16 protein-coding genes are annotated in these 20,567 nt (G+C 47.5%); 6 read left to right on the plus strand and 10 right to left on the minus strand.

Translation table 11 applies throughout. From position 1 onward, the window contains the following. Positions 1–184: 184 nt before the first annotated feature. Entirely contained in the window at positions 185–1,018 is an 834-nt protein-coding gene (locus DXZ20_RS05190; protein ID WP_163696848.1) for a cyanophycinase, read from the minus strand. A 227-nt stretch (positions 1,019–1,245) separates the two neighbouring features. On the opposite strand from DXZ20_RS05190, the gene DXZ20_RS05195 reads away from it, so the two are divergent. Together DXZ20_RS05195 and DXZ20_RS05200 are read left to right on the plus strand one after the other, a co-directional pair. Then, entirely contained in the window at positions 1,246–2,316 is a 1,071-nt protein-coding gene (locus DXZ20_RS05195) for a DUF3616 domain-containing protein (protein ID WP_163696851.1), read from the plus strand. A 213-nt stretch (positions 2,317–2,529) separates the two neighbouring features. Then, entirely contained in the window at positions 2,530–2,883 is a 354-nt protein-coding gene (locus DXZ20_RS05200; protein WP_163662195.1) for a hypothetical protein, read from the plus strand. A 41-nt stretch (positions 2,884–2,924) separates the two neighbouring features. On the opposite strand, the gene DXZ20_RS05205 is transcribed toward DXZ20_RS05200, so the two are convergent. Genes DXZ20_RS05205 through clpS form a run of 3 tightly spaced genes read right to left on the minus strand, consistent with a single transcriptional unit; the run spans position 2,925 to position 4,773 of the window. Next, positions 2,925–4,085, minus strand: coding sequence for a class I SAM-dependent methyltransferase (locus tag DXZ20_RS05205; protein WP_163703409.1), 1,161 nt, complete (start codon positions 4,083–4,085; stop codon positions 2,925–2,927). Between the two features lie 59 nt (positions 4,086–4,144). After that, positions 4,145–4,441, minus strand: coding sequence for a DUF2103 domain-containing protein (locus tag DXZ20_RS05210; protein WP_163662197.1), 297 nt, complete (start codon positions 4,439–4,441; stop codon positions 4,145–4,147). Between the two features lie 2 nt (positions 4,442–4,443). Then, a complete protein-coding gene (gene clpS / locus DXZ20_RS05215) occupies positions 4,444–4,773 on the minus strand; it encodes an ATP-dependent Clp protease adapter ClpS (protein ID WP_006516073.1) in 330 nt (109 codons plus the stop codon). A gap of 337 nt (positions 4,774–5,110) precedes the next feature. Here clpS and DXZ20_RS05220 point away from each other — a divergent pair, with 337 nt between their 5' ends. The 3 genes from DXZ20_RS05220 (at position 5,111) to DXZ20_RS05230 (ending at position 9,434) form a co-directional block, all read left to right on the plus strand. Beyond that, the gene (locus DXZ20_RS05220) at positions 5,111–6,061 is read left to right on the plus strand and encodes a 2-keto-4-pentenoate hydratase (protein ID WP_163696853.1); all 951 of its coding nucleotides are present in this window, start codon (positions 5,111–5,113) and stop codon (positions 6,059–6,061) included. 320 nt (positions 6,062–6,381) lie between these two features. Then, positions 6,382–7,194, plus strand: a complete 813-nt coding sequence (locus tag DXZ20_RS05225) for a DUF928 domain-containing protein (protein WP_163696854.1) — start codon at positions 6,382–6,384, stop codon at positions 7,192–7,194. Then, a complete protein-coding gene (locus tag DXZ20_RS05230) occupies positions 7,194–9,434 on the plus strand; it encodes a CHASE2 domain-containing protein (RefSeq protein WP_163696857.1) in 2,241 nt (746 codons plus the stop codon). The genes DXZ20_RS05225 and DXZ20_RS05230 overlap by 1 nt, the downstream gene beginning before the upstream one ends. A 23-nt stretch (positions 9,435–9,457) precedes the next feature. On the opposite strand, the gene DXZ20_RS05235 is transcribed toward DXZ20_RS05230, so the two are convergent. The 6 genes from DXZ20_RS05235 to DXZ20_RS05260 all read right to left on the minus strand — a co-directional run bounded on the left by DXZ20_RS05235 (position 9,458) and on the right by DXZ20_RS05260 (position 16,426). Continuing rightward, on the minus strand, positions 9,458–9,913 hold the full coding sequence (locus DXZ20_RS05235; RefSeq protein ID WP_163662201.1) for a peroxiredoxin: 456 nt from the start codon (positions 9,911–9,913) through the stop codon (positions 9,458–9,460). A gap of 140 nt (positions 9,914–10,053) precedes the next feature. Beyond that, positions 10,054–11,250 (minus strand): NAD(P)/FAD-dependent oxidoreductase, encoded by a 1,197-nt coding sequence (locus DXZ20_RS05240; protein WP_250565637.1) that lies wholly within the window; start codon positions 11,248–11,250, stop codon positions 10,054–10,056. Next, entirely contained in the window at positions 11,205–11,951 is a 747-nt protein-coding gene (locus tag DXZ20_RS05245; protein WP_163662202.1) for a methyltransferase domain-containing protein, read from the minus strand. The genes DXZ20_RS05240 and DXZ20_RS05245 overlap by 46 nt, the downstream gene beginning before the upstream one ends. After that, positions 11,948–13,051 (minus strand): type III polyketide synthase, encoded by a 1,104-nt coding sequence (locus tag DXZ20_RS05250; protein ID WP_163696860.1) that lies wholly within the window; start codon positions 13,049–13,051, stop codon positions 11,948–11,950. The genes DXZ20_RS05245 and DXZ20_RS05250 overlap by 4 nt, the downstream gene beginning before the upstream one ends. Before the next feature lie 120 nt (positions 13,052–13,171). Further along, positions 13,172–13,912, minus strand: a complete 741-nt coding sequence (locus DXZ20_RS05255) for a class I SAM-dependent methyltransferase (protein ID WP_163696862.1) — start codon at positions 13,910–13,912, stop codon at positions 13,172–13,174. A gap of 381 nt (positions 13,913–14,293) precedes the next feature. Next, positions 14,294–16,426 (minus strand): serine hydrolase domain-containing protein, encoded by a 2,133-nt coding sequence (locus DXZ20_RS05260; RefSeq protein ID WP_163696864.1) that lies wholly within the window; start codon positions 16,424–16,426, stop codon positions 14,294–14,296. Between the two features lie 529 nt (positions 16,427–16,955). On the opposite strand from DXZ20_RS05260, the gene DXZ20_RS05265 reads away from it, so the two are divergent. After that, positions 16,956–20,549 (plus strand): NB-ARC domain-containing protein, encoded by a 3,594-nt coding sequence (locus DXZ20_RS05265; protein WP_163696866.1) that lies wholly within the window; start codon positions 16,956–16,958, stop codon positions 20,547–20,549. Positions 20,550–20,567 lie beyond the last annotated feature (18 nt).

Consider the following 20,567-nt stretch of genomic DNA (forward strand, 5'->3'; position numbering starts at 1 on the left):
AAGACATGCATTTTGTTATAAGTCCATGACATACTAAAAAACAAATAATGCAATTTATGCATTTCTCACATGCAATTTTCGGAAATAATAGATGAGATCGGAGATTATCTATTGATCTTTAAAGCTATTAAACGGGTTGCTAACACTCCATTTTGGCGTTAAGCAAACATGCTTCAGATAATCGCTAGAGCTTGGATACCATTTCAAGATTAGGTGTACAAACTGATCGGCACCTACAGTCGTATTGGTCGCCCTCACTTAAGATATGGACTCTTAAGTCATGGAGGCTCAACGGGGAATTGTCACCAGAGTCACGATAGTTTGTATGGGTTAGTTCCCTTGGATCAATGATGGTGACAGAGCCTTTGCCGATTACTTGAAAGGTGCCATCGCCTTTGAAAGCAGCACAGGTGTCTTCGTCAATGCCAATACCTAGTCGGTCAGGATTAGCTGCGATCGCACTCAACAACCGAGCCATGCGATTACGGTTATGAAAGTGCTGATCCACCAAAAGCTCAGGGATAATGCCCAAACCATCCATCAAATCCACCAGTGAGCGGTTGGGTGATTCCCCACTACTGCCCCCCGAGATCATCTTTTCACCCATCACTGCAGCACCCGCACTGGTTCCAGCCACGACTAACGTGCCAGTTTTAAGGCGCTTCTTAAGTGTCGTTATAAACTTACTACCCTGAATAAAGTTGAATAGGCGCACCTGATCACCACCGGACAAAAAGATACCGGCACAGCGATCTAGCAGCTCAAGCCAACGGTCTTCATCACACTCGCGGGGACGTCGAATATCAAGGACATGAACGTCTTTGACTCCTAGCTGAGTGAAAATGCGGCGGTAGCGATCGCCAACGACACTGGGCTCCTGAGAGGCACAGGGAACAATGCCAATTACGGCCTGAGTCCCGCCGGCACTATTAAAGAAGTTCGTCAATATCTTGCGTTCACCGACCTTATCTTCTGCCCCTCCAATTACCATGACGGGGTACTGGGTCGGAATTACCATAGCTTAACGAACAAGAAGAGATTTTTACTAACGCATAAATGCATTCCTAGATAGTAAATCATATTGTTGTAGAGTTAACACAATCAGATTTTTACTCCTCCACAAGATAGATTTAGCCCCTCTATTTAATGCCTTAGCGCTTGGCCTCAGAGGTGCAGTTGCAAATCTTCAAAAACTTAAGTTGACCACAGTATACTCAAACAGATCTTGAAGGAGCACAACCCTCTATGGCTGACAGCTTTTTGCTAAGTCGAGTTTTACTACAGTTTGGCGAGCAGGCGGAGAATGTCATTGCTGATTTATCAGCCGTCGCCATGACTCCCGATGGCAGCCTCTGGGTAGGGTCAGATGAATGTGTAGCCGTTGAACGACTACAGCGTTTAGAAAGCTGTGTCTATGGCGATCATCAAGTCTTTCAGATCGGGGACTTTGTAGAGTTATTTGATAACGAATCAGAAATTGATATTGAAGCGCTAGGTTATTCAGAAGGCTATCTTTGGGTGATCGGCTCCCACAGTAGCAAACGTAAAAATGCCAAGGGGAAAGACCCCCAAAAAGATATTCAGCGTCTGGCAAAAATCAAGCACGATATCAATCGATACCTGTTGGCCCGTATCCCTGTTATCAAAGGGAAGCTAGTTAAATCGTGTGAGCTATCTGACGGCACTGAACTCACTGCTGCAGCCTTACAAAAAACAAAAGAAAACAATATTTTAATTCAGGCCTTAAAAGAGGATGAACACATCGGTCCTTTCTTAGACATCGATTTACCCTCCAAAGACAACGGCTTAGACATTGAAGGCATGGCAGTTGCTGGCCATAGGGTATTTTTAGGTTTAAGAGGTCCTGTTTTAAGGGGCTGGGCAATCATTTTAGAGTTAGAACTACAGGAGAAGAAACCAGGTGTGCTTTCTTTCAAAAGTCTAGGGACAGACAAGCTCTATCACAAACACTTTTTAGATCTAGATGGCCTGGGGGTTCGGGATCTATATTTTCACGATGGTGATTTATTAATCTTGGCTGGCCCCACCATGACACTCTCTGGAGAACAACAAATCTTTCGCCTCAAAGATGTGTTAAACCATGGTGATGACTGCATCTGGCATAAAGATTCTGACAAATTAGAAGTTCTATTTGATATTCCCCTCACGATGGGTAGTGATTTTGCTGAAGGCATGACCTTGTTTCCCTGTTTGGGATATAAAGACAGCCTAATGGTGGTGTACGATCGACCGGCTGAAACGCGACGGGTGGGAACGGATGCTGTTTTTGCTGATGTTTTTCGATTACCCACTTAAGATTAACGCCCAAACCCTGAAACAGGCCGAGACATCTGTATAAGTTACTCCCATAAGACTTGGCTAGCAACCCTATACCTTTATTCTCTGGAGGAACTAATATCTCCATTAAGATGTCTCCTAAAAGGAGCAAACCGCCTTCCATCAGAAGAATCAGGGTGTATACAATACTTGGATTTTGTTGAGCTTCATTTTATACACCAGATTTAATACATGACATCTAATATCTCCGATATTCAAAAGACCATAGATAATAAATCAGATGCCTTGAACTTTCTACTCGTGGCTCTCATCGCCTCCAATAGTCGTTTCCAACGATACTATCCGTTATCACAGTTGTTTAACTATCAGCTAGGTTTGTTTCCTGATTTGCTAAACACGCTTAAGCGCCTGGTTAACCAAGGTTGGCTCAGACACACTTCAGAGCCTGAGAAACCAGCTATCTATCAGATCACACCGCTTGGCCAAGAAGAGCTCAGTCAAGTGGATATGGATTCAGTATTTCAACAGCTAGAAGAGGATGTAAAAAATACAAAACTTCTCTCTGCTTTGCAAAAAATGCTATAGCATTTTTTGTTCTCCCACGTCATACGCCATGGGAGATATACCTATTTATTTTGCAGGCGTTTCGCAATGTCCAAACACACTGCTAATGGCGCATTGGTCTTAATGGCTTGGGCATCAAGATGCGTGCGAGTAGCACAATAATTGTTACCAGTTGAGCGATCGCAAATTCCCCTAATCAATCGATCCCTAGCAGGAATATCCATCTGCCCTCGCCGACCAATCTCCGCCAGTGGATAGTAGTAGGGGGGCATCGCAGCTTCTTGTAGCATCACCGCCAACCATCGTTGAATCCGCTGGGGCCAATGCCATTGGGTGGCTAAGACGGCCATTTGGCCCACATAGTCCACATCATGCAGCGGTCCCAACCACATGGGGCCGCTGACCACAGGCGGTGCCCCACAGGCCCCACAGTTGAGTTGGCCTAACTGTCGCCAGTTGGCTGAACGAAACTGCCCACAGCTATGGCAATAGGCTAAAAACCCATAGTGTTCATCTTGCCAGGAGCCCGTGACAACTCGCACCATCACTCGGTGGATAAAACCGTTAAAAATAGAAAACACCGGCTCAATGTGAAAACCCCTAGAGGCCGCTTGCTGAGCCGCACAACCAATCAGCAGCCGCAGACCTTGCTCGTGCACCGCAGGATGGTTTCGAGCACAGGCTCCATAGATCTGCACACTTTTCGTCAGGGCATGGCCCCCGGTCGTACGGCCATCGGTACTGGTGAGATAGAGCAGTCCCCCCAGCTTAATTGCCCACAGTGCCGTATTGATAAATGGTGTGGGGCTACCAAAGCTGTCAATATCAATGAGGTCGTAATAGTCTTGCTTTTGCGCACAGCTAAAAAATAGCTGGTTGGCATCCTGGTGGGTGATGCAGTAAGCCTCAGGTGCCATGCCATGGCGCAGGTTTTTGCGCAGTACTGCTTTGAGTTCAGGGTTACCTTCGTTGGCCCAAACCCAGTCAGCCCCAGCTTCTAGATGGTAGCGTAGCGGGCGGACACCGCAGCCGGTCATGGCATCAATGACGCGCAATTGCCCCTGCTGTTGACGATAGATAGCGGCGGCCAGTACAGCTAAATCGCGTCCTATTTGGCTGGAGGAACGATAAAAGGCGTTTGCGATCGCAAATCGTGCTTTTCCTTCCTGTTGATAGTCAGTATTAGGGTGTTCGGTATGGGATAGGCAGTGCCCACCCTGCATTTTGGGGTTCACGATTGACGCCTGACGATTCACACCGCCCTTTAACTTACCATTACCGCTTAAATTACCGCCTCGATGGCTGCGGCTAACTGCTCAGCGCTTAGATCGGTAATCACAAATACTTCTTGAATCGACTTGCCTTTGCGGGCAATCAGCTTAAACCCACCGCGAATCGGGACCGATGACTTTAAGCGAAACTTTGGTGCATTGGAGCGACCGCAAGTAATCACAGCCGGAGTTAAGGTTTTAATTTGAGGATGGGTGGAAAGCTTTTGCAGGATAGGAATCAGCCCAGGGATGTGGGTGGAGTGGTTGAGGACAACCCGCCCATGGTTAGTGCTGTGGGTAGAGCCCATGCCTAAGCTTTCTCCAAAGGGGCCATGGTCAAGCCAGCTCGAATCAATTGACTGTGGTAAAGCTCCGCCTGCTCCAGCGGACCGACCCAAACAGTCGCTTGCCCTTCGTAGTGCACTTGATTCGTCAGCTTCCAAGCCTGATCTGGCGTCATGTGGGGAATATATTTTACTAACGTCTCCGCCACATGCTGAAACGTATTGAAATCATCATTAAGCACAATAACTTTGTAGTTAGGATACGGCTGCCGAGTGATTTGCTTTGCCTTTTCTTTTGTCACCGCAGGTGACGCAGAGGCCGCCTGAACGGTCGCATTCAAAACTACCGCCTTCATAAGTTATGACTTCTCTAAGACAACGGACATAACGGTCGAACCATCGCCTATGGGAGTGATCGTAGATGTCTTTATATACATTAACAAAATGCCTGTGAGGATTGGTAGACGCAATGGAGAGGGCATAGCAACCAATTGGAAAGCTACAGGGCAAGGGGCGTCAAGCCAGTTAGTTAGGCGTCACCCCTATGGGTACCATGGTGGCAAAAGCTTTGTATTGTAGGTAATCTTCAAGAAATAGCTGTCACAGCCGCTATCTTTGCAAGAAACTCTACTCAAACCCATCCAAAGCAACAAATCAACCTCACTTCTACGCAGTTCACTAAGGGCAAGAAATATGAAAAACTGGCGCTGGCTAAAGGGTATTGGCCTTGGTATTTTCATGGCTGGCGGTGCAACCGCAATCCATGCAGCAGAGCCCTTGCCTCAGACTCTACAGCCTCTGCGCTTGGCCCAAAGCTATACCGACTTAGTGGCAGTTTCACTATTTCAACATTACTCAGCTGGCTACCCAGCCCCGATTTTGACGGAAGGTTTATCATCGCGACAAATTGATTCGATACATCTCAGTTTTGTCCGGCGTCTAATCGGCGATGCCGGTGATGAAGGCTCTGTAGTCGGCTATAAGGTGGCGTTGACTAACACTAAAGCGCAGTCCCAGCTAGGGATTAGCCATCCTTTGTACGGTTTTTTGCTAGAAAATATGTTGCTTGAAGATGGTGCTACCCTCCCTCTGGAGTTTGGCAGCCGCCCCCAAGCAGAAGGGGATCTGATGGTGCGTGTGGGGAGTGCCGACATTAATCAGGCTGACACAGATTTAGAATTGCTGGCTGGGTTAGACGCTGTCATTCCATTTCTAGAGCTACCAGATTTGGTTTATGAAGAGGATGCCGTTGTCAATGCTGGAGCTCTAGTTGCTGTGAACGTAGGGGCTCGCTACGGTGTGATGGGAAACCCAGTTGAACTTGAATCGGGAGATAGCGGCCTGGATCAGCTGGCCAATATTCGAGTGGTGTTGAACAACGATCGGGGGCAATTTTTAGTTGATGGTGAGAGCTCGGCACTCTTAGGTCATCCGATTAATTCGGTGCGGTGGTTGCGGGACACACTACTCACCCAAGGTGTGGAATTAAGACCCGGAGATCTACTGTCTCTAGGCTCGGTTACTTCCCTGGTGTCCCTGGATGCTGGCACGGATATCATGGGTATCGAGGCTCGGTATTTTGGCCTTCGGGACAATGAGCGCTCAGTTGATCTTGAAGTATCGTTTGAAGTAGACGACGACTAACGGTTTCTGCGGTGTTTTAGGTGTCATAACGACGACATGGGTGCCTGGCGAATTTACAGGGTACCTTTGAGTTAGTGATCACTGTTTATGGGCTCTGCACTAAGCTCCTGAGCTACGTACAGACACCATTACAACAGTTTACTGAAGAGATTTTAGTTAGAGATTCTGTCATCTCCTTTGACAGACAGTTTCCCGACTGGTCTACGCAAAAGTTACCGAAACAAGTTCTGAAAACCCTGTAGCTAATCGTAAGAACAGTTAAATGGTTAAAAACACTGATTAATTTCCGCTTATTTAAGGTTGTCAGAAAAGAAGTCGTCATGTTTATTCGCTTGCGTTTTATTCAAGCTTTGCTGGCCACCCTCATGGTGGCTGCCGCCAGTCCCAGCTATGCCCTCAACTTTCCCCAGACTCGTGATCGGGGGGCCCCTGCCCGGGGTCCATCTCTGGCTACCCGGGGTCAAATTTGTCTCGATCCACAAAATCGTCCTTCTCTAACATCATTGCTACCTCACAATGCGATCGCAACCACATTTGGAGCCGACACCGATATCCCCATGGCTCTCTGGTTCTACATTCCAGAAACCGGTGCTGCCGCTGTAGAGCTAACAATTGTTAATGAACTAGGGGATGACGTTTATCAACAGACCCTTCAACTTCCTGACACTCCTGGCACCATTCAAATCGACTTACCTCGGTACCAGGCAGACGGAGTGACACCTAAATTTGAGTCCGGCTTCCTTTACTACTGGGATTTTGCCTTGATTTGTGACCCAGACGATCGTGGTGACGATGTGCTATTGGGCGGGGGTATTCAGCGTGTGGATGCGAGTCCAACTTTCTTGGCAGAACTGGACGCTGTGGCCAACGATCCTCTAGCTCAGGCCGAACTTTACGCAGCTGCAGGCGCATGGCAAGAGACCATTGCCTTAGCCGCCGCCATGCATCCCCAAAACCCCAATGCCTGGACTGAACTTCTCACATCAGTGGATCTTGCTGCCATAGCAGAGAAACCCATTTTGGGCCAGGATGAGCCGGTCATTGATGTACCCACACCTACGGCTATGCCGAATAGTGGTGACTCTGGTAACCTACAGCGACTGCTAGAAGGCATCAATCGCAGCGCTGACTAATGAACCTGAAAAAGCTCTGGTGGCAATGGCGAGGGGTGGCCATTGCCGCGCCGACTGTAACTTTACTTGTAGTTCTAATTAGAGCTGTCGGTATATTGCAGCCTTTAGAATGGCGTACATACGATCAGTATCTACAGTGGCGACCTGAGGAAACAGATCCGCGCATCGCCATTGTTGGCATCGACGAACAAGATATTCGGGAACAGGGGCAGGCCATTCTCTCCGATGCCGTTTATGCGGAGGTGATTACCAAACTGGCTCAACAAGAACCTAGAGCCATTGGGTTGGATATTATTCGGGATGTCCCGGTAGAGCCAGGTCATGCCGAGCTGGATCAGGTTTTTCGTAACACCCCTAATCTGGTCGGTATTCGCACAATCTTAGGAGACAACGCCGATCGAGATGTGATTGATGCGGCCCCAACCCTGGAAGCATTGGGGCAAATCGGCATCAATGACGGCATTGTTGACAACGACAACACCATTCGGCGCGGATTGTTGATGGTGACCACACCCGAGGGAGATCAGGCCCCGAGCTTTGCCCTATATCTGGCTTTGCTTTATTTAAATGCTGAAGGCATTGGGCCTGAACCCGTCGGTGACACAGAGTTTTGGCAGCTTAATGGCGCAGTCTTTCGCCCTTTAGAAAAGAATGATGGTGGCTATGTGCGAGCCGACGCAGGTGGGTATCAAACCCTAATTAACTATCGCGGTGGCAGCGAGCTGATTGAAACGGTTCCCCTGAGGGACGTGCTCAATAATGAGTTGCCCGACGATTGGGCAAAGGATCGGGTGATACTCATTGGTTCTGTTGCCGAAAGCCTTAAAGATCGATTCTTTGTACCCCACAGCAGCAAAATGCTGGCCCTGCCGAAAACCATGGCCGGTGTGGAAATCCATGCCAACCTGACCAGTCAAATTATTAGTGCCGCCTTAGAGGGTCGAGTTTTGATTCGCACCTGGCCAGAACCGTTGGAAATTCTCTGGATTTTTATATGGGCCGCTCTGGGGGCTACGGTAACCTGGGTGCAGCGGAATCCAGGCAAACGAACACTGCTAAGACAAATGGTTCTGCTGGTAGCCATTGTCTCTATTCTGATTCTTGGGGCCTATGCTCTGATGTTGGCAGGTTGGTGGGTACCGGTGATGCCACCGCTCATGGCATTAATTGGAGCAGCCTCTGGGGTAAACACTTATTTGGCCCGCAGTGCTAGTCAGATTCGCCGCACGTTTAGCCGGTATCTGAGCGACCAAATCGTTGCCAATCTGTTGGAAAACCCTGACAATCTCAAACTGGGGGGAGAAACCCGTAAGATCACAATTCTCACCTCCGACCTGCGGGGCTTTACAGCGTTATCGGAACAGCTACCCCCAGAACAAGTTGTCAAAATTTTGAATTTGTATTTGGGCTACATGTCGGAAGTTATCAATGATTACAAGGGCATCATTGATGAGTTTATGGGGGACGGCATCTTAGTGATCTTTGGAGCCCCCAATATTGTGGCCAATGATAACCATCCGGATCGGGCCGTAGCATGTGCGATCGCAATGCAACAAGCCATGGTTCAAGTCAATGCCGCTATGCGGGCCAAAGGATTTCCTGAACAGGAAATGGGCATCGGCATTAACACCGGTCACGTCGTAGTCGGCAATATTGGCTCTGAAAAGCGTACCAAATACAGCGTCATTGGTAGTGCCGTCAACCTCACCTTTCGCATTGAGTCCTACACCACAGGGGGCCAAATCTTTATTTCTGAAGACACCCACCAAGAAATTGACCAGATCAACAAACATCGTCTGGCCACCCAAAGCAAGGTTGAAGTCTATCCCAAAGGGATTAAGCGTCCCATCACCATTTACGATGTGACCGGCATTGGCGGTGACCTCTACAACCTATCCCTAACGACAGAAACATTTCACCTGGAGCCTCTGCGCGCACCCATTGCAGTCGAATACGTTGCCTTAGAAGGCAAACAAGTTGGCGCACAACATCACGTTGGTAAGCTCTACAAACTGTCTGCCAAAACTGCCCTATTGCACATTGAAGACACTGAACCCCTGAGCCTGCTGACCAATATCAAACTTATCCTACAGACGCCATCAGCCCCTACAGAAGTTCGAGAAACTGACATCTATGCCAAGGTGCAGCAGCAGGGTGCAACCAAGCAAGAATATGTCATCACCTTCACTGCTCGGTCACCGGCTATCATTGCATGGATGACCCAACAAATTGCCCAGTAGCAACATGCTCGACCAACAGTCTGCTAGCTGAGGCCTTTCAACACGGTCAGGGCTTCGTCAACATGCTTTTTAGGGTTGAACTGGGAATTGAACAGATGACGCACGGTCCCAGTTTTATCAATCACGTAGGTAACGCGCCCCGGTAGCAGCCCTAAAGTAGCCGGTACACCGTAAGCAGAACGGACCTTCGAGCCAGTGTCACTAACGAGGGTAAAGGGGAGACTGTACTTGCTAGCAAACTTTTGATGGGAGTCTGGTGAATCACTGCTAATGCCAATCACCTCCGCTCCCAGGTCTTGAAAATCTTGGAAACTATCGCGAAATGTACAGGACTCTGTAGTGCAGCCGGGGGTGTCATCTTTTGGATAAAAGTACAGCACCACAGCTTTTTGCCCTTGAAAACTAGATAGCGTTACCGACGCTCCTGCTTGGGACTGCAATGTAAAGTCTGGAGCCGCGTCACCCACTTTAATCGCCATCGTTTTCGTTCCTTGTGCTTGATATTGTTAACATTTATTTAGCATACTGCGTCGGTAGAAAAATCAATAGTCTACTCAGTCCCCCCATCTACTGTTATGTCAAACACTTAAAATTCGACAATAAAAACTCTCGCTGTTAGCTATCCTACGATTTGCATAGTCGGCTGTTCTTCACTGGTAGCCCCCCGAGTATTGCGAATCACCCATGCAGCCATGGTAGGAAACATCTGGCACAGGCCAACGCTGATGTGCGCTAGCTGAGGTTGAATAAAACCGGCATGGAGCATACGCCCTAACTGCAAACGGCTCTGAAACTCTCGCCGCCAAAGGGTTTGATATTGTTGTTTGAAGTGAACAGCTGTTAACTCTCTTTTTAAGAAAGTGTCCACCAGTGGGGTAGCTAATTCAGCCGTGCGTAACGCCATGGCCATGCCATCGCCACACAGGGGGGTAATCATGCCTGCCGTATCGCCGAGCATACAAATGTCGCCGTCAAAATTACCTTTGAGGGCAAAGGAGATCTGACGTAGACGATGTTTTTGAGCATGGCCATAGCTCAAATGGCTCAGTCGCTCATGTAAAACAGGGTTAGCGTGAAGCACATCAGGCAGGTTTGGATCGTCAGCATCTTGGAGAATTTTGCGATGGCCAATCCAACAAAGGTTAATTTGTCCTGTCTCGATGGCAGAGAGACCGCAGTACCCTCCAGGGAAGGCGTGGAGTTCAATGGTTCCAGGTAGGTCTAACCCGGTGCAGTGGGCTTTAAATGCAACCCAGGGGGATGGCCGATGGGTAAAGGGGCGATCTAGCTGGGTGTCTAAGGTCGAACGCTTACCATAGGCAGCCAGTACGGCCCGAGATTGAAAGGTACCTTGGGTGGTACGCACAGAAAAACCAGTGTCTAAGTTCCCTTCGATTTGACGGACCGTTGTGCGATCGCAACAGATTGCCCCCACAGCAGCAGCACGCCTAAACAATATTGAATCTAGCTGAAATCGACTTAATCCAAGGGCTGTGCCAGGTAAGTCCTGTGCAAAATTGGCCCCAGCTGCTGTGGTCACCAATGCCCGATGTATGGGATGCGCTCCAATCTGTTGCACCGCCTCTAAAACCCCAAGACGGGCAAAATTGGCAATCACTTCAACCGACAAAAATTCACCACAGAGCTTGTGGGCAGGATAGCGTTGCTGCTCTAATAGCAATACCTGCCAGCCAGCTTGAGCTAATTGAATAGCGGCACTACAGCCCGCCAGCCCCGCCCCAACAACAATAACGTCATAGATCATGCTCGCTAAACCTTGAGCGTCGTCAATAACCAACGGAACGGCCAATACCAACGGACTGTGAATGCTGGCAGTTCAGCCTTTTGAGCGATCACGTCTAATTCCTGGGCACGAAAGCCGCGCAACACCGAAATCGGGCCATCATTTTGCATCATCTCCGATGCCTGAAATAGTCGAGTCAATGTATAAATACCAAAGTAGGCCAGGGGATGACGATGCAAGTCATTGATCAGCACACCACCACGGGAAACCCGCTGCATCGCCTTGACAATCTTCGTTGCTCTTTCTTCAGCAAAGTGATGCAAAAACATTGCACCCATAGCAACATCAAATTCATCATCATCGTAAGGTAAATTCAAGGCATCTGCCACTTCAACTCGAATTCTGTTTTTTAAAGCATCCGGCAATCTTTTTGCCAAAGCTTGGTTAGCGTACTCAACAGTGACAGGATTTGCATCAATGGCAACAATTTCTAGATCAACAGCAGGATTCTGTTGATCAGCCCAGCGCACAATATACTCAGGAAAATCAGCAATGCCCGTGCCTAAATCCAAAATGCGAATAGGTGCAGCCGATGACTTGTTCGCCGCTTTAAGCCAGGGAGCAAGCACAGCCATGGTGGTACCATAACCGCCTAAAAATCGATTCACGAATCGCAGCTGTTCAAGGGCCGTTGTCAAACGACTGTCCGTAATGGAAAAATCATCCATTAACTCGTCTTCATCGGTACGGGTTTCAAAAGAAATCATTGTCATGCACCCACCTGTTGAAAGAGACACCCCTCAATAGTTAAACCAGGACCAAAGGCCATGGCAATCCCATTTTTCAAATTAGTCTGCTGTGACAGAATCTGTTTCAATACAAATAAGATGGTGCCAGAGCTCATGTTGCCGTATTGTCGTAATACCTCATAGGAAGACTGAAGAGTCCCTTCAGCCAGCTGTAGTAAATCATGTACCTGGTCAAGAATCAGTCGCCCACCCGGATGAACGGCCCAAAAGTCGATGGCTGATTCTGTCAGGTTATTTCGATCTAACAACGTTGTGAGATACGCCGGTAGATACCGAGCAATCGCCTGAGATACCTGAGGGGACAGAGTCATCAAAAATCCTGTGTTTCCTATGGTCCAACTCATCAGCTCTAGGGTGTCATTGGTTAATAGGCTATAGCCATCGACATAGGCCAGCTTACCAACCGCTTCAGTATCTGACTGCGCCGATATAATCGCTGCTGCTGCACCATCGCCAAAGAGGGCATTAATCACCACACTTTCTAGAGAATCGTCTGGCTGGAAATGCAAGGTGCACAGTTCAACACAAACCAATAGCACACGAGCATGGGGATCACTCTGACAGATAGCATGGGCTGTCTTCAGCCCATTAAATGCGGCATAGCAGCCCATAAATCCAATGATGGTGCGATCAACATCTGCCCGCAGGCCTAACTGCTGAATCAATTGCACATCCAGCCCTGGCGCTGAAAAGCCAGTACAACTGATGATGATCAGATGGGTTATTGACGTGGGATTTAACCTTGCCTGCTGAATAGCTTGGGAAGCTGCTGATTCGGCAATCTTTGGTGCATAGCTTTGGTAGAGCTGATTACGAACTGCAGTGCTTGGAAGTGGAGTAAGGTGCCAGTTATCTGGGTAAAAACTGAAATTAGGAGGTGCTGTTAAATAATCTTGAATACAGGTATAGCGGCAGTCGATGCCAGATTTCGCATAGATTTTTTTAAGGCGAGCACGTACCGGTGGTGAAAGGCCCTCTAGCTGGGACATAAACGTCAGCGAGTCAGCTTGGGACAGTCGAAAAGGCGGATTAGCCGTTGCAATCGATTCCAGAACGGTATGCATACAGTAAATCCCGCAACGTAAGAATGAAGATCAGAACGCCCCCTCACTCTAGCGAGCGTAAGAATTTTTTGCATAACGAATAAAGCGTTCTCAGAGCTTTCTTATCAATCACCTGTCAATTTAGTCGGATGCTGATGGTTTAAAGGCAATAAAGGCAGCATGAGCTTTAGGGAGTTGATAACGGCCATAGGAACGCATAGTTTGAACTTTAAAACCAATCCGTCGCAACTTATGGGCAATATCTGTTGACCGGTATAGTTGCAAACGATGAACTTCATCATCCCGTCGATAGTGCTCATCCACTTTTCGCAGGGTAATGATGCGGCGGGTCAAGATTGATTTCTCTGCATTTTCTTCTTTCTCCACCAGCACAAGCCAGTTGTTACCTTCGGTAAAATGTTGCTCGTCGTTTTTGTCTATCTGTCCAGGTTCTGCAATATCAAAGATAAAAACACCACCTGGTTCAAGGGCTTGATAGATACGCTTGAACAGTTGGACTAACAACTGCTCATTGTTATCTGGATCAAACAAGTAGTTGAGACATTCACCAATGGCAGTGACCACCTTGCATGTTGGAATCTCAATTTGGAATAGCGATGCAACTCGAAAATCTGCACTTGGAACTCGGGTTCTGGCTGAGGCAATCATTGCCTCAGAAATATCAACACCTAGGACTTGATATCTTGCCTTGATGAATTCTAGTGTTGATATGCCACTACCACAGCCTAAATCAACAATCAAACCATTTTGAATATTGTTTTGGCTCAAAGTAGTGAGGATACCGGTAGATGCATTGAGGGCATAGTCACTGTAGCCTGCATCATGGATATAGGAAAGGTCCTCTTTGTAGAAATCTGCCATTGCTTAACAAAAGTTCTGTCTGAGCTATCAATTCACTGGATAACGCTGTTTTTAATTATGCAACTCACAGTTGTCATTAGACCATTGTGCCGAGTCTAAAAAGCACTAAAGAGACATAAGGCAATCGTTAAAGCTACTGTTTGACGACCAGCTTTAACGGTGTCTGCTCATCCATCCACCGTTGATGGGTTTCAAGGCTCTCCTGAATCGTATCTGTGACCTGGCCCAAATCATTCACCAATGCTATGGACTGTCATAGTGACATCAACAGAACAGCTATGAATTCGCTAGATGACCGCTCAATACAAACCCCTACTTTAAAGACCATGAGCCAGGACAAACTTACTGCTGCCCTGGCTGATTAGATATGGATATAATCAGTTAATCCAGCTGCCAAGAGATCATACGAAGTTTCTTCTCTGTGTCTCGCACAGCCGTTAACAGAAACTCCTTGCCATCACGACGAATAGCAGATGATGCAATTCGACTGACCTGCCCCGCAATATCAGTGCCCACACGCGCGATTTGACCGTTGCTCTGCACTTGATAGGCGATCATGCGCAGAATACCTTCACTATCTTTGACCGAGGCAATGACCTTGCCCCCCGGTGCCGCCGTGAGGTCCACAATGCTGGCAAAGCCTGCTGTGGTCGAAGCCTTACGCTGAATCTGGCCGTTGGCCTGCACCTGCCAGGTGATCAGTTTCAGATTGGCATCTTCATTGCTAAAGGCAGTTACCACAATGTCGTTGCCCGCAAGCTGGGCTCTCACAATGTTCAGCTCTCCCTTGATAGAACCGGCCTCAGCATCACCTCGACGAGAGAACGTTTTGGCAGCTGAGTTAAAGGACCAGGCAATGAGCTTGAGTTTGCGATCGCTCCCGGTTGTAGCACTCACCACCCCAGCAAAATCGGCACGGGTTGTGGCCACCGCAATATCCTGGACTGGACCAGCATCAATGTCACCTCGACGGATAATATTCAAGGAGGGAGTCACTTCCCAGGCCACCAGTTTTAAGTCATTCTTCATGCCTCGGGTTAGCGTAATCACCCCTTTGCCATCGGGAAAAGGCGTTAAGGCAATTCTCTTAACGGGGCCAGCAACGGCATCATCTCGACGTGTCACCTGACCGCTACTCGAAATCTCCCAGGCAATCAGCTTCAGGTTATCATTCGCATCTCGAAAAGCAGTGACTGCATCTGCACTACTGTAGTCCGGGTGCACCAGATTCACCTGGCTAGCCGCTCCAGCTGTAACAACTTCACCACGGGTCAGTGTCCCCAAATCGTTCACCCGATACGGGATCAGTTGTAATTTACCTTCCGAGTTTGAGAAGACTGCGATCGATCCATCCAGGCTGGCCTCCTTAAAGTCACCGCCCATATCAGTATCCTGTCGCAGAAACTGCGTGATGTCGTAATGCGCTGGAACGTTAGCTGCAGGCACCGCCAGCACAATTTGATCAACCAGCTTCCTGAGGGGGGTAATCTCCTTCATATTGATATTGGTGGCTACAGCAACATGGATACGGCTCAGATCAACGCCGTTCAATGAGGTATAACCGTCCGGGAACATGGCAACGTATGCCGTACCGCTATCGTGAATTAGACCACCATGGGCAAGTTTGCCACGGTCATTGCTATTCCAGGCCATTTTTTCCAGCTCTGGCCCAGTATACGTATTCTCCAAATCAGCCGTAATATACGTCAGATCCTGAGCCGATGCGCGGAAGCCACCTGCTGCCAACCCTGTTCCCGAATTCTTGGGTTTAATAGGAACCGGTGTCCCTTGATCGTTATAAACATGGCTGCGAGCCTGACGGTTACCAAGTTTGGTGCTTTCGGGCAGTACCGCCTCGTGGAGGCCGAGCGATCGCAAGTACGTGTTCACAGCATAGTCGCGATAGGACTTGCCAGAAAGTGCTTCAATGACCAACGTCCATATTCCCAGGCTGTGGTTAGCATACTCAGAATTTGTACCGGGCTGAAAGATCAATTGCTGGGTTCTGAGAAAGTGCTTATGAATGTGTTCATAGGTCACCAATGCTTTATCTTTGATGTTGAACATAGCGGCTGCACCATTGAGGCTACCGCTGCCGTAAAAACCAGCTGCATGATCCAACAGGTGTTGCAGGGTGATTTGGTAGTACCAGTTTTTGTTCGGAGTAGGACTGAGTGCAATGTCTTCCGCAAAGCGATTCTTAAATAAACCACTCGGGCCATACAGCTTTTGTTGCTGAGGATTAATGCCCTTTGCTCGCATCAGCTGCCAGCCAGCAGGTCCTGTTACAACGGCCTTGGTCACACTACCAATACGGCTGCTCATAAAGGGCTCCATGGTCTGTTTTGTTTCGGCGTTAGCCCAGCCATAGCCTTTAGCTACAATTAGCCGACCGTTTTTTGTGACGGCCACAGTCATGCCAGGCAGTTTTTCTGCTTGCATTAACTCTTTGATAAATTCATCTACTTTAGGTTCAAGGCTGGTCCAAGCGTATCCTGAAGCTGGAAGTTCCATAGTATTCTCCTTTTTTTAAAATCTAGACGGCTCTCGACAAAGAGACTCTTTGAACATGAACAACAAACCACCAGAAGCGTTCTGGAGATTGTTGTTATGCTGCTAGCCATTTACAAACAAGGCGATTATTTTCCACAACCCATGTTGCTTTTAGGCGCACTTTGGGTGCAATTTGTCCCGTAGCACCAGATTTACAATTGTTTTTTTGGGTAGTTGAAAACATGACACAGACTCCAATCAGTTTGTCTATGCCTATCTAAACCAAACACCAACTGAGATCTTGACCGAGTTCTTAGGACTTTTGACCGACTTTTTTCCAAATTTGGAAAGTGACGTGCCACATTTGGAACGTCGACATCTCGCAACTTTTATTTATTTATGCTTCAGCCGAGCTCATGCTCCGTTTGGCTTCATGGTACTTACGTTATTAATAATATGAATGCACATTATGCAATTGATAGATGAGTACTGTCAGTAAAATACTTTCAGCTAGTTGATATAGTCATAAGCATGTGGAGCCCTATTGGTTATGTCTCGCTCTCTAAAGGTCCATAGTCAGTCGACTCAAACCGTTAAAAGCTCACTAAAACGGTGTGGTTTTCGCAGTCAGCGCTCCCTAGCTGAGGACCTGGGAATGGCTCTATCGACCGTCAGTCGGTTTCTTAATGGCAAGCCCGTTGACTTTGCGACGTTTGTGGAAATTTGCGATCGCTTAAGCCTAGAGTGGCGAACAATCACCGACATCGCTGATGATACTACATCCGAGACCGACTTAGAAACATCATCAGCCCTGCCATCTGAAGCTGCTCTATTGTCTTCTGACATTATCCCACCAGAACAACCTCCTGCATCTGAGCCCACCACAGATACACCACAGCAGGATTGGGAAGAAGCCATCGACACCACTTTTTTCCATGGACGCAATGACGAACTAGCCAAATTAAAGAACGCTATTCTCACAGATAAATGCCGTCTGGTAGCGATTTTAGGTTTAGGCGGCATTGGTAAAACCAGTCTGGCCGCAAAACTAGCACAGACCGTTTCCTCAGATTTTGATGTTGTTATCTGGCGCTCTGTACGCAATGCCCCTTCCCTTAAACACCTACTTAAGGAGATGGTGCCTTTCGTATCACAGCAACAGGATATGGCACCCACTACAGAACGACTCTTCCATTGGCTACGGAGTCGACGCTGTTTGATTATTTTAGATAATGTAGAAACATTGCTAGAAAGTGGGCAATCAGGTCAATACCGTACTGGGTATGAAGACTATGGCGATCTGCTACGTCGATTTGGAGAAACCACTCACCGTAGCTGCTTAATGATCACTAGCCGAGAAAAGCCCAGCGAAATTGGCGTTTTAGAGAGTAATCAGCTATTAACCCGCTCATTTCAGCTAGGTGGATCAGCAGAAGCAGCGCAAGCCATTGTCGAAGCAAAAGGGTTGCTGGGTACCCCCGAAACAATCCAACAGTTTTGTCAACGCTATGGAAATAATCCCCTCGCCATTAAAATTGTAGGCACCTCAATTCAGTCAATCTTTGATGGGGATATTGATCTCTTTTTACGGGAAAATGCCCCTGTCTTTAATGATTTCCGTAGACTGCTCAACCAACAATTTGAGCGACTGTCTCCGCTTGAACAAAGCATTTTGTACTGGCTGGCCATCAATCGAGAATGGACAACAACATCTGAACTATTGGATGATATCTGGCCTGTAATTTCACGGGCAGATGTGTTTGATGCCTTAGAATCTCTGAGCTGGCGGTCACTGATCGAAGTAAAAGGAGGTCAATATACTCAGCAACCGGTCATTATGGAGCATGTTACTGAGCGGTTGATTCAAACTATTTATGAAGAGCTAACGATTCTGAGCCAGCCGGAAAATCTGACGCTCGCAACGGCATCTCCACATCTCTTTCATACCCATGCCTTATTGAAAACAACGAATAGAGATTATGTGCGTGACAGCCAGCGACGGATGATTCTTGCCCCCATCACCAAACGGTTGCAAGCACTACTGATCCAGCCACACATGGTAAGTCAATATATGATATCTATTTTGACGAATCTCAGACAGGTGGTCGCAGGCTATGGTGTTGGCAACTTTATTAACCTGTGCCGACAACTTGATGTCGATTTAACAGGCTACGATTTTTCTAATTTAGCTATTTGGCAAGCAAATCTAAAAGAAATTAGTTTGCGAGAAACCAGCTTTGCTCAAGCAAATTTTCAGAATTGTCAATTTAACCATGATTTCGGTGCCGTTATCGCTCTGGCAGTCAATCCAGATAATACCCTGCTAGCAATTGGTGATTTGCAAGGACATATTCTCATTTGGGACCTGGAAACATATAACCATTTAGAAACCATTAACGGTCACCCGGAAGGTGTCTTTTCGGTCGAGTTCTCTCCCGATGGGAAATACTTACTCAGTGGTAGCGGTGATGCCACACTTAAACTTTGGCAGACAACTAACTATCAGTGTATCCAAACCTTTCAAGGACATCATCAAACGGTGATGTCCGTTGCCTTTTCACCAGATGGCACGCAAATTGCAAGCGCTGGTATTGATAAGCGCATTAAACTGTGGGATATCACGAGTGGGCGATGTGTGAGAACCTTGAAAGGACACAACGGTGCCATTAGGGCAATCGTGTTTGCAAAGACAAAGCCAATCTTAGCAAGTGCGAGTTTTGACAATACTGTTAAGCTTTGGAATTGGGAAACAGGTCAATGCATTAACACTCTGGTAGGTCATACTCAAGGTGTCTGGAGCGTAGACTTTGGTCCGGATGACCATTTGCTAGTCAGTAGCAGTAATGACCATAGTGTTCGCGTATGGGATGCTGCCACAGGAGACTGTCTCAAGGTGTTGTCAGGGCATCAACATGCTGTTTGGTGCGTGAAAGTTAGCCCTGATGGAAACAATTTTGTCAGCGGTGATTACAGCGGTTTAATTAAGCTTTGGGATCTGAAATCTTACACATGCGAACGGTCTCTTCAAGGACATAATAGTTGGGTGTGGTCGCTTGCATTTTCTAGAGATAGCACCTTCCTTTATAGCGGAGGCCAAGACCGTACTATCCGCATATGGGAATATCAGTATGGATGTTGTATCAAAACTCTCTCGGGATACACCAATACAGTATGGGCCCTTGACTTTTCCCCAGATGGCAAAACATTAGCTAGTGGCAGTCACGATGGCAAGATTCGCCTTTGGGATATAACCCAGCAGCAATGTCGATCTACCCTTCTGCATCAAAGTTCGGTTTTTAACCTTAGCTTTAGCTCAGATGGTAACTACCTTGCCAGTGTTGGGGGAGAGCAACCTGTTGTTAAAGTTTGGCGTTTAGATAAAGAAAGCTGTTCCCAGCATTTAACTGGCCATACCGGTCTTATACGGTCAGTTAAATTCCATCCAAATAGTAACTTTTTATGCAGTACTGGCAGCGATCAGACTTGCAAACTGTGGAATATAGCCAGTAATGAAGACAATAACAACTATGTGAGAACATTTCTAGGACACAAGGAGACTATTTGGTCGGTGGCGTTCTCTCATAATGGCAGATATATGGCAACAGGCAGCTTTGACTGTTCTGTTAGACTGTGGAACCCTGAAACAGGTGATTGTTTGCAGACATTAGATCATTCTGATCATGTGCATTCAGTTGTATTCAGTTCTGATGACCGTTTATTAGCTAGCACTAGTTCTGATACGACGGTCAGGATTTGGAATGTTCAAACTGGTGAGTGTCTCAAAACGTTGACAGGCTTTGCTAATGCTGTTTTGACAGGCTTATTTCTATTAGATAGTTCTCAGTATGTGAGTGGCGAATTTAATGGCAATCTCAAAATTTGGGATGTGGAAAGCGGCCAATGTCAGCACACCATACAGGCCCATAACCATATTCTTTGGGCTCTAGCCTTGAGCCCGAATGGTCAGATACTTGCCAGTGGTGGAGAAGGAGACACCATTAAACTATGGGACACCCAATCATGGCAGTGTATTGGCACTCTACAGTTGCCTGGCCCCTATGAAGGGATGAATCTAACCAACGCCACAGGGTTATCAACAGCAGAAAAAACAGCACTCTATGCGTTGGGTGCTGTTTCTGCATAGGTCGTCACAGCATCCAAA

The sequence above is a fragment of the Adonisia turfae CCMR0081 genome, assembly GCF_011009555.1.
Classification (GTDB): Bacteria; Cyanobacteriota; Cyanobacteriia; order Phormidesmidales; family Phormidesmidaceae; genus Leptothoe; species Leptothoe turfae.